General features: G+C 43.4%; 9 protein-coding genes. 2 read left to right on the top strand and 7 right to left on the bottom strand.

Annotation, left to right across the window (positions count from 1 at the left end; translation table 11 throughout):
* Positions 1-2 precede the first annotated feature (2 nt).
* The 5 genes from ACH0QE_RS06025 to ACH0QE_RS06005 form a co-directional block, all read right to left on the bottom strand.
* Positions 3-383: a peroxiredoxin family protein gene (locus ACH0QE_RS06025; protein WP_041967204.1), complete on the bottom strand. Its 381-nt coding sequence runs from the start codon at positions 381-383 to the stop codon at positions 3-5.
* A gap of 16 nt (positions 384-399) precedes the next feature.
* The gene (locus tag ACH0QE_RS06020) at positions 400-747 is read right to left on the bottom strand and encodes a DsrE/DsrF/DrsH-like family protein (protein ID WP_102264697.1); all 348 of its coding nucleotides are present in this window, start codon (positions 745-747) and stop codon (positions 400-402) included.
* A 180-nt stretch (positions 748-927) separates the two neighbouring features.
* Complete coding sequence (locus ACH0QE_RS06015; RefSeq protein ID WP_415799787.1) at positions 928-1,425, bottom strand: cupin domain-containing protein; 498 nt, start codon at positions 1,423-1,425, stop codon at positions 928-930.
* 128 nt (positions 1,426-1,553) lie between these two features.
* Positions 1,554-2,402, bottom strand: a complete 849-nt coding sequence (gene ypfJ / locus ACH0QE_RS06010) for a KPN_02809 family neutral zinc metallopeptidase (protein ID WP_415799786.1) — start codon at positions 2,400-2,402, stop codon at positions 1,554-1,556.
* Positions 2,403-2,833: 431 nt separating this feature from the next.
* A complete protein-coding gene (locus tag ACH0QE_RS06005; protein ID WP_415799785.1) occupies positions 2,834-3,961 on the bottom strand; it encodes an NAD(P)/FAD-dependent oxidoreductase in 1,128 nt (375 codons plus the stop codon).
* A gap of 390 nt (positions 3,962-4,351) precedes the next feature.
* Here ACH0QE_RS06005 and ACH0QE_RS06000 point away from each other — a divergent pair, with 390 nt between their 5' ends.
* Positions 4,352-5,524: an MFS transporter gene (locus ACH0QE_RS06000; protein WP_415799784.1), complete on the top strand. Its 1,173-nt coding sequence runs from the start codon at positions 4,352-4,354 to the stop codon at positions 5,522-5,524.
* Between the two features lie 273 nt (positions 5,525-5,797).
* Here ACH0QE_RS06000 and ACH0QE_RS05995 read toward each other — a convergent pair whose 3' ends face one another.
* The gene (locus tag ACH0QE_RS05995) at positions 5,798-7,423 is read right to left on the bottom strand and encodes an ATP-binding protein (RefSeq protein WP_415799783.1); all 1,626 of its coding nucleotides are present in this window, start codon (positions 7,421-7,423) and stop codon (positions 5,798-5,800) included.
* 180 nt (positions 7,424-7,603) lie between these two features.
* Here ACH0QE_RS05995 and pepF point away from each other — a divergent pair, with 180 nt between their 5' ends.
* The gene (pepF, locus tag ACH0QE_RS05990) at positions 7,604-9,421 is read left to right on the top strand and encodes an oligoendopeptidase F (RefSeq protein ID WP_415799782.1); all 1,818 of its coding nucleotides are present in this window, start codon (positions 7,604-7,606) and stop codon (positions 9,419-9,421) included.
* A gap of 284 nt (positions 9,422-9,705) precedes the next feature.
* Here the strand turns inward: pepF and ACH0QE_RS05985 are convergent, their stop codons facing one another.
* Positions 9,706-9,831 carry an SE1561 family protein gene (locus ACH0QE_RS05985; protein WP_415799788.1) on the bottom strand — a complete coding sequence of 42 codons (126 nt, stop codon included), beginning with the start codon at positions 9,829-9,831 and terminating at the stop codon, positions 9,706-9,708.
* Positions 9,832-9,840: the final 9 nt, after the last annotated feature.

Raw genomic sequence — 9,840 nt, 5'->3', positions numbered from 1 at the left:
CTTTAAAAATGCATAAATAAATCCGCTGATGCTGCTTCGTTTAGTAACCATTTGATTGGGACCTGTTCTGCGGGATGGATGAAATCGAAACGATCGTTTACATCTAGATCAACGACATAGAGCTGGGCTCCCATTTCTACGGCGATTCCTAGAAGGTCATGGACGGAAGATACTCCAAAGTCGTTCAATGCATTTGATAAGTATTCAAGGTCCTCAGACGGGACGGATACATATCGCTTATCCAGAATATTTACTCCCCTGCGGGAAAATGCCAGGATGACATCTGCCCCAGATGATGCAGCCCCCACGGCCACATTCAAAGGTGGGTATGCAGATTCCAATTGATCGTGAAGTGCCATAACCACTACTTTTTTCTTTTCCATAAGCTCTTCACCTCCATTAGTAGCTTAGTACTGCATCCGCCTGGTAGGCGGTCTCTAAAAAGGTTGCAACTCCTGATAACTCTGCACCTTCAACCAGCTCCAGTCCATCGGCGATCAATACATTCATCTGGCAGCCGAAAAATTTTATGCCTTTATCTAAAGCCTGCTGCATCAATTTTTGCAAATCAATATTGTGGGTTCTCTCCATAATCTTTAAATATCGTTTATCCAGGACCCGTGCTCCGTCCAAATCAAAGAAAATAGAAACCTCGTTCTCTTCCTCAGCGTTTCTTAGTGCTTTTTTCAAAACATAAGGGACATTGGAGCTCAATGAAACGAAGTAAACAAATTTCTTCTTAGCCATATGGCTTCCCTTCCTTCATTCCGTTTATCTTTTACAACTAATTATTTTGTCCAAATGATGAATTGCCATGAATCTTACTTTTATTATATACCCTTATAGGTATAGAGAGAAACAAATTGACCTAAAAAAACAGGCAGCAGTCTGGTTGGTACACCAAGCTGCTGCCTGTCTTGATATCTATTATTTTACCCACTTTTGAAGAAGTGGACCTGTCTCACCGTATACCGGATCTGTTTCCGGAATAGGAACGTTTTTAATTTGTGATAATGCTTGAGCTCTGACACCAGGATCTTCTTCCTTCAAGTCTGGATTTCGTCCATTTGGGTAAGCACCTACAACTTCGAAATCCTGGCTGCTGTCAATTTTCTTGTGGCCGGTTCCCGCCGGAAGGACGACGACATCCCCCGCTTTAAGCTCCAGGCGTTCTCCGGCATCCCCGCCAATTTGCACGGTTGCATTGCCGGACTTAACACCCAGGACTTCATGGGTATTTGTATGGTAATGATGATAATCGTAAATATCGCCAGTCCATGTGCCTGTCCAATTATGCTGCTGGAATTGGTCCTCTATGCTTAAGTTGTCATCAAAAACACCTTGATAGACAATGACCGGTAAAGTCGGATTATTTGGTATATCACCTGTATCGTTTGCGAAAAATGATCGTATTTGTGTTCCCATTGTGAATTGCTCCTTTCCTATATCAGAATTCGTTACTCCATTGAAGAGCTAAACTCTATAAGTTGGTGCCACCCACGAATGTTAACTTGATGGCATGGACCCCTAAAAAGGCCTATGCTTATCTCTACCTAAAATTCCCTTGTGTTAAACGTATCGCCTTGTTTGAGGTTTCCTGCTTTATAACCTTTCTTGAACCAGCTTTTCCTCTGCTCTGATGTACCGTGTGTGAAGCTTTCTGGAACGACATAACCCTGGGATCGCTTCTGGATGGTGTCATCCCCAACCGCACTGGCCGCATTCAACGCTTCCTCAAGGTCACCCTCTTCCACGACGCCCATTCCCTGAGCATGATGAGCCCATACACCTGCCAAATAATCGGCTTGAAGTTCAAAACGAACTTGATACTTATTGAATTCTGTCTGATCCAGGCGACCGCGAAGAGAATTCAGCTTATCGGTCGTTCCCAGTAAGGTCTGGACATGGTGGCCAACTTCATGGGCGACAACATAAGCCATCGCAAAATCACCAGGTGCCTGGAATTTTGTTTGAAGCTCATCATAGAAACTAAGATCAATATAAAGCTTTTGGTCACCTGGACAATAAAACGGGCCTACCTGCGAGCCAGCCATTCCACATGCAGACTGTACGCTTCCTGAATATAAAACGAGGGTGGGTTCTTGATATTCCATCCCTTCTTCCGCGAATACCTTGGACCACACTTCCTCCGTGTCTGCAAGGACTACCGAAACAAATTGGGCAAGCTCCTCTTCCTCAGCACTCTGCTGGTAAGGAGCAGGCGACTGGTTTCCGCCGTTTGTCATATTATTGACGACGTCACCCATATCGCCTCCGCCAAGAAATGTCATGATCACTAATAGGATGATGCCTCCAAGACCACCGCCCATGAGCATGCCTCCGCCGCCCATCCCTCTTCTATCTTCTACATTACTGCTCGCTCTTCTGCCTTTCCATTGCATGATGTTGACTCCTTCCTGATATATACTGAACACTGATTAACAAATTTAATGGATGTCCTTAGTGTTATACCCGCATACAAGCGATATATTTGCCTTTCTGTGAATATTTTTTTGTTAAGTCACTTATCTGCAATTACCTGGTGAGTACGGTCATTATCCGATTTCAATACACTTGACCATTTAAGATCAATCAAAAGCTTCCTTTCCCTTTTTCATAGCTTTCGCTTTCATTTCGGGCAATGCAGGGTCTTTCCTTCTACCCTTTTCTTACTGTCCAGCTCATTTCGGGCAATGCAGGGCCTTTCCTTTTACCCTTTTCTTACTGTCCAGCTCATTTCGGGCAATGCAGGAACTGATTACAGCCTCCAAAACACAAAAAAGCAAGCAAAGTACCTTCATTCAAAGGTTCTCCTGCTTGCTTTTCTCATTGCCTAGGAAATATTATCGCTGATGGCTCCTGAGACATCGTACTGCTCGAGATCTAGTTCGACATCTTCGCCTGCTGCCAGTTTGGCAAGCTGTGCTCCAAGATATGGTCCGACTGTTAGACCTGAAGCGCCCAATCCATTTGCCATGAATAGGTTATCTAAACCTGGAACGGCACCAATAATCGGGAGGAAATTCGGTGCAACTGGCCGGAATCCCACTTTTGTTTTGAGATAGGTTGCATCAGCCAGACCCGGAGCGACCGATAATCCTTTATCGATGACTTCATGCATGCCCCCAAGAGTCGGGCGGTAGTCAAATCCCTTCTCGTCTTCATGTGTTGCTCCGATGACAACCCTTCCTCCATCGAACGCAAGAATGTACTGGTTATTAGGCGGCATGACGACAGGCCAGCTGCTGGTCTCTGTATCCTCAAGCTCCAGATGGATGATTTGTGCTTTTTGTGGGGAAATGCTGAGTAGCATTCCAAGCGGTTTCAGTAACTCAGGTGCCCATGCCCCTGCTGTTATGATAATACTGCCAGCTTCATATCTTTTTTCTCCCACTTTAACACCTGTCACTTTTTCACCAGAATACTCTAATTGGGCATCTCCATTTATCATTTCAGCACCATTTTTCCGCGAAGCATTCAAAAGAGCCAACCGCAGCAACCGTCCATTTACACGTGCCCCACCGCTTACATGCACAGAAGAATACTCTTCTGATAATGGCGGGAAAAGTTCATTTGTTTCGCGTTGATCCAGCTGCCTGATTTCCCCAATTTCCGGAGCATCTTCACGCCTCAAAGTCGCTCTTTCTTCCATTTTCACAAGTTTTTCCCGATCATGATGGAGGCTGATGGCTCCTACACGCTGATAGCCTGTTTCCTTCTCGCCGTCCTCTTCAAGTTGTTTGATCAGTGATGGGTAAAAGGCCGCCCCATTCTTCGCGAGGAAATACCACGCTTTATTCCTGCGCTGGGTTAGCCAGGGACAAATGATTCCAGCCGCAGCATCCGTTGCCTGCCCTGGCTCTCCACGGTCAATGATCGTTACACTCTTTCCTGCCTTCGCTAAGTGATAAGCAGTGGATGCGCCTAATATTCCCGCACCGATGACTACATATTTTTTCATAATTACACCTTTTCATAAAAGAATTCATTGTCATCATTCTACAGAAATTCGTCGATAGACTCAAAGTAAGCTATACTCCTTTACATTTTCATCGCTAATTCATACTTAAATAAATATACAATCTACTCCCACACGGAGGGATTTTATTCAATTACAATGTCAATAGTGATGAATCATGAGAGTAATAAATAATCTTCCTGCAATAATAAAACTATTGAATTTAATCAAAAAGCCAAATGTTTACCTCAACAGATAGTTACAACATCTTATTTAAATAAGTTTCCACTCTCGAAAAGTTATTTTCGCTATACCTTAGGGGTTTCTGATATAATTTTTATTATTGTGTACCTACAACAATGATACTGTTGAAATAATGGAGTGAATATAAAGATGAACACCAAAAAGGCTTTGCCTATTTTATTTTTAGTTATGTTTCTCGTGATGGTCGGCTTTGGAATCATCATTCCAGTCATTCCTTTTTACGCTGAAGAAATCGGGGCATCGCCCACTCAATTAGGTTTATTGATGGCGGTTTATTCCTTGATGCAGTTCATATTCGCGCCAATGTGGGGCCGTATTTCTGACAGGATTGGCAGGAAGCCTGTCATCATGATCGGTATACTGGGACTGTCCCTATCCTTCTTCTTGATGGCACTTTCCACAGAGCTTTGGATGCTGTTTGCGGCAAGGATCATTGGAGGATTCTTGTCATCGGCTAATATGCCAACTGTCATGGCCTATGTCGCAGATATCACATCCGAGGAAGACCGCAGTAAAGGCATGGGCATCATCGGTGCTTCAGTCGGACTTGGATTTATTTTTGGTCCGGCAATCGGCGGTGTTTTCTCTCAATCAAGCCTGAGTACTCCTTTTTATCTTGCAGGAGCGACATCTTTGGTTACGTTCTTATTCGTTACTTTTGTATTGAAAGAGTCGCTTTCAGCTGAACAGCGCAGCCGTCAGGATAAGGAGAGGTCTTCATTACTGAAGGCTTTGAATGGCCCGCTTTCCATGCTGTTCCTGCTTCAATTGTTCGTTTCGCTTTCATTGGCTGGTCTGGAGGCAACATTTGCTTATTTTGCTGCTGAAAAAGCAGGGCTTGGATCCGTAGAATTGGGATATATTTTCATGATCATGGGACTTGCAGGTGCCATCGTACAAGGTGGATTAGTCGGCAGATTGACTAAGAAGCTTGGCGAGGGTATGGTCATCCAACTCGGTATCATCATATCTGCCGCAGGCTTCGGTTTAATCCTCCTAACTGAAGGATTTGGTACTGCAGCATTATTCCTCACCATTTTTGGAATAGGCAATGGATTGATTCGCCCAAGTGTATCCTCATTGCTGACAAAGAAATCAACAACTGGGCATGGCGGGACGACTGGATTGCTATCATCGTTTGATTCACTCGGAAGGATCATTGGACCACCTTTAGGCGGTTGGCTGTTCTCAATTGCCATTGGAATGCCTTATATTTCAGGGATTGTTTTATCAATGGTTGCCCTGATTTTATATCAATTCTATCAAGCACGAACAAAAACTTCTCATTCGTTAGACCAATAATAAAAGCGCAAGCGCCTTGGTCGAGCCTTACAAGCGTTGGAGGGCCGACCAGTGAAGTCGTTTTTTTGACTTTATTGGGCGGACCGAAACATCTCGAGCTGCTCAAAGCTAACGCTTCTCGCAAGATAATCGGGGAAGTACTCTCAGAGATGAAAACTGGCTAGGCGCTGGAACTGGACAATTCTTGAAGTGAATTTTATAGTTTCTTATCATACAAAAAGGAGGATGGCTTATGTACCATCCTCCTGTTCTATATAGTTCCTCTACCTTTTCTTAATTTGTTAAGGGGAGTGTTATTTCAACTAAGGTCCCATTGTTTAGCTTACTATGGTAGGAAATCGTCCCATTGTGCTGTTTAATGATTTTATGGCAAATCATCAACCCGAGCCCCGTCCCTTTCTCCTTCAATGTGTAAAATGGCTCTCCTAAGCGCGGAAGCAATTCTTCGGGAATTCCGCAGCCTTCATCTTGCACAAAAATAATACATTCACCATCTATCCCTTTTTGCAGTTTTATATCTATATTTCCACCCTTGGGCATGGCCTCCATAGCATTCTTAAAAATATTCAGGAACACTTGCTTGATCTGGTTTTTCTCACATGTTACGAAGAAATCTGTACCCAGATAACTTCGGCTGAATTGTATATTTTTCATATTGGCTTGCGGGGATAAGAATTCGACTGTATGATCGATCAAATCACACAAGTTGGCCTGGGTAAGCTGGATAGCCTGAGGTTTTCCTAACGAAAGCATTTCACTTGTTATTGTTTCAATTCTTTCTAGTTCGCTAAGAAGCAAGTTGTTAATTTCATTCGACTTATTATCTTTTCCATACAGTTGGACAAACCCCTTTATTGTAGTAAGAGGATTCCGGATTTCATGAGCTACCCCTGCTGCCAGTTCCCCCACAATCGATAGCTTTTCGGATTGTAAAAGAATCTCTTCAGCTTTTTTGCGCTCAGAAATATCCCTGCTTATTATAACAATGTGCTCAATCACCCGCTCATCATTCATTACTGGCATGCAGCGGGATTCAAAATCCATCCATTTACCAGTTATATGCTGAAAGCGAAACTCTACTGGCTTTGACTCTTTATTTTTCATGATCTCTGTGAGTGTTTCCCTGAAATTCAAAACGTCATCTGGATGAATTAACTTACATATATCTTTTTTCTCCAGCTCAGGAATACTGTGCCCCAACGCCACCTCATGAGAAGGAGAAAAATAACTAATGGCATGCTCCTTATCCATTACCATGATGAGATCTGATGTATTCTCAGCAATGAGGCGGTATTTGGATTCACTTTCTTCAAGTGTCTGCTCCATCCTCTTTCGTTCCTTAATAATTCTGTATAACTTTTCATATGATTCGATCAATAATCCTCCAATAAGCACTCCTATTGAAACAAATAATAAGTATTGAAGGTGAAAAACTGGACTATCTCTAATTACGTTCAAAGCGATCGGTACAATAATAATATAAGTAACAATATATGAACTCGTCAGAATCATATATCTTCTAACAGGTTTAATATGGAAAGTGAATTTATGAATCACGATAAAAACGGCCATGACCACTAACCAGCCAGCTATTGCCGGAAACCAGTTATCACTAGCCACCAATCTAGAGGCCAATGCAATACTGCCAGTAACTATACCCGGGCCTGGCCCAAGATATGCAAAGACCAAAATGATAACTGCGTAACGGATATCATATGAATAGCCTTGATCCTGGAATGATAGGCTAACGAGCACAGCAGAAACAATTCCCGCATATAATCCTGCCCAAAGCCGCAGCTGTTTGAGTGGATTAAGATTTAGATAAGACCGAATTACTAAAGGAGTACTGACCATTAAAGAAAGCATTGAAAGATTAATTATGTAATCTATTATAATCAACTGGCTCCCACCTATATTAATTCCGAATTTATAAATATCATAAACCAGAGATTATACCTTTTCCATAAGATTTAACGTAATTACCCTTTATTATTTTTAAAATTTTAAAAATAATAAATCTTTAACTTAAATTATTTCGATTATCGTAGTAATATTAACTTATCAAAGGAGGAGATCAATTTGACTAAGACGATTGAAAAACGACTGATCCGCACGGAGGTACCTGAAGACTTAACCTGGAACCTGGATGATTTATTCCTATCTGACCAGGATTGGGAGACGGCACTGAAGGAGATTGAAGATGACGTCAAAAATTTCGCAGAATTTAAAGGCACCTTACATACAGGTTCAAAGGCGCTGCTGGAATGCCTTACTGCTCAGGAAGAACTGACGAAAAAGTTGGTCAAAGTCCGTACATACGCAAGCTTGAAGCAATCTGCGGATGGTACAGACCCTGTCAATCAGGCAAATTCGTCTAAGGTAGCTGCCATTGGCACACAAGCTTCGTCTGCTCTATCATTTATTTCATCTGAAATACTGGATTTCGAGGATGGGAAAGTAGAAGAATTCCTCCAGGAGGAGCCTGGACTGGAACCATTCAGAAAGAGCTTAGTTGAGCTTTTGGAAACGAAAAAGCATAAGCTATCACCAGAAACAGAAGAGGTACTTGCTGCGCTTGGGGAGCTTCATGCGGCACCCTACAATATCTATGGGATGGCTAAACTGGCCGACATGCAGTTCTCATCAATTCAGGACGAAGAAGATAATGAATTACCGGTATCTTTCGCACTTTTTGAGAGCCGTTATGAATTTTCACCAGACACGTATGTCCGCAGAAAAGCATATGAATCCTTTGTCTCGACTCTAAAACAATATCAAAATACGATCGCTGCAACCTATGCAACTGAGGTTAAAAAACAGGTTACACTCGCAAAGCTGCGAAATTATGAATCAGTTACACATATGCTTCTTGAGCCACAGCAGGTAACACCGGAGATGTACAATAATCAAATCGATATCATCTATAAAGAACTCGCACCTCATATGCGACGTTTTGCTGAACTGAAGAAAAAGGTGTTGGGCTTGGATAAAATGATGTTCTGTGACTTGAAGGCTCCTTTTGATCCCGAATTCGATCCGGAAATCACCTATGAAGAAGCACGGGAACTGATCACAGAGTCTTTGAAAGTAATGGGCCCTGATTATACCGCGATGATTGAAAAAGGATTTGAAGAGAGATGGGTGGACCTTGCTGATAATGTCGGCAAATCAACAGGAGCATTCTGCTCAAGTCCATATGGTTCACATCCATATATCCTAATTACATGGGCTGACAATATGCGTGGCTGCTTCACACTAGCTCATGAGTTTGGTCATGCGGGACATTTTTACCTGGCAAACAAGAACCAGCGTATCATGAATGTACGCCCTTCCATGTATTTCATCGAGGCTCCATCCACGATGAATGAGATGCTTCTCGCACAGCATCTTCTTGAAAAAAATAAAGATGATGCACAAATGAGCCGCTGGGTCATTCTTCAGCTTCTAGGAACGTACTATCATAACTTTGTCACTCATCTGCTTGAAGCAGAGTATCAGCGTCGCGTATACGCCCATGCTGAAGCTGGCAAAGCCCTGACAGCAAAAACACTTACTGAAATTAAAACAGACGTCCTTAAAGGCTTCTGGGGCGATACAGTGGAAATCGATGAAGGAGCCGGACTAACCTGGATGCGCCAGCCTCACTACTACATGGGATTGTATCCATACACCTACTCTGCAGGTTTGACCGCATCGACGGCCGTATCACAGCTGATCCTGGAAGAAGGCCAGCCTGCTGTAGACCGCTGGCTTGAGGTGCTTCGCGCGGGCGGCACCATGAAACCGCTTGAGTTGCTGAAACATGCGGGCCTGGATATGTCGACACCGGAACCAGTGAGAAAAGCTGTTTCTTATGTCGGTTCATTGATTGAGGAACTGGAGCAATCCTATCAATAGAAAAGCGCAAGCGCCTTGGTCAGCCCCGACAAGCGTTGGAGGGCCGACCGGTGAAGTCGTTCTTTGACTTCATTGGCAGGACCGAAGCGACTCGAGGAGTTAGGAGCCGCAGCTAGACACGTCTCGAGCTGCTCAAAGCTAACGCTTCTCGCAAGATAACCGCGGAAGCCAACTCATGGATGAAAACTGGCTCGGCGCTGGAGCTGGACAAAGAAAAGCGCAAGCGCCTTGGTCAGCACTGACAAGCGGATATCATAAAAAAGAGACCTCATATAAAAGGTCCCTTACAAATCGCGATTTTTGAATTCGCGGCATTTAGCGTCCATTTCTTCGACGATCTGGATCATACGGTCGATATCCTCAAGGTCCGTTACTTCCGGATCAATTGCTTCAAGCAGTTCAGCAAACATATCCAGACG

The sequence above is a fragment of the Mesobacillus sp. genome, assembly GCF_047739415.1.
GTDB lineage: Bacteria > Bacillota > Bacilli > Bacillales > Cytobacillaceae > Mesobacillus.
Note: the sequence above shows the minus strand (reverse complement) of the source record. Positions and strands in the feature narration are given on the sequence as shown.

What these genes read in the sequence shown, in the direction of transcription:
- ACH0QE_RS06005 (WP_415799785.1), bottom strand. Translation starts at nt 3,961, where the DNA reads ATGAAAAAATATGTAGTCATCGGTGCGGGAATATTAGGCGCATCCACT.
- ACH0QE_RS06020 (WP_102264697.1), bottom strand. Translation starts at nt 747, where the DNA reads ATGGCTAAGAAGAAATTTGTTTACTTCGTTTCATTGAGCTCCAATGTC.
- ACH0QE_RS05985 (WP_415799788.1), bottom strand. Translation starts at nt 9,831, where the DNA reads ATGTTTGCTGAACTGCTTGAAGCAATTGATCCGGAAGTAACGGACCTT.
- ACH0QE_RS06015 (WP_415799787.1), bottom strand. Translation starts at nt 1,425, where the DNA reads ATGGGAACACAAATACGATCATTTTTCGCAAACGATACAGGTGATATA.
- ACH0QE_RS06000 (WP_415799784.1), top strand. Translation starts at nt 4,352, where the DNA reads ATGAACACCAAAAAGGCTTTGCCTATTTTATTTTTAGTTATGTTTCTC.
- ypfJ (WP_415799786.1), bottom strand. Translation starts at nt 2,402, where the DNA reads ATGCAATGGAAAGGCAGAAGAGCGAGCAGTAATGTAGAAGATAGAAGA.
- ACH0QE_RS06025 (WP_041967204.1), bottom strand. Translation starts at nt 383, where the DNA reads ATGGAAAAGAAAAAAGTAGTGGTTATGGCACTTCACGATCAATTGGAA.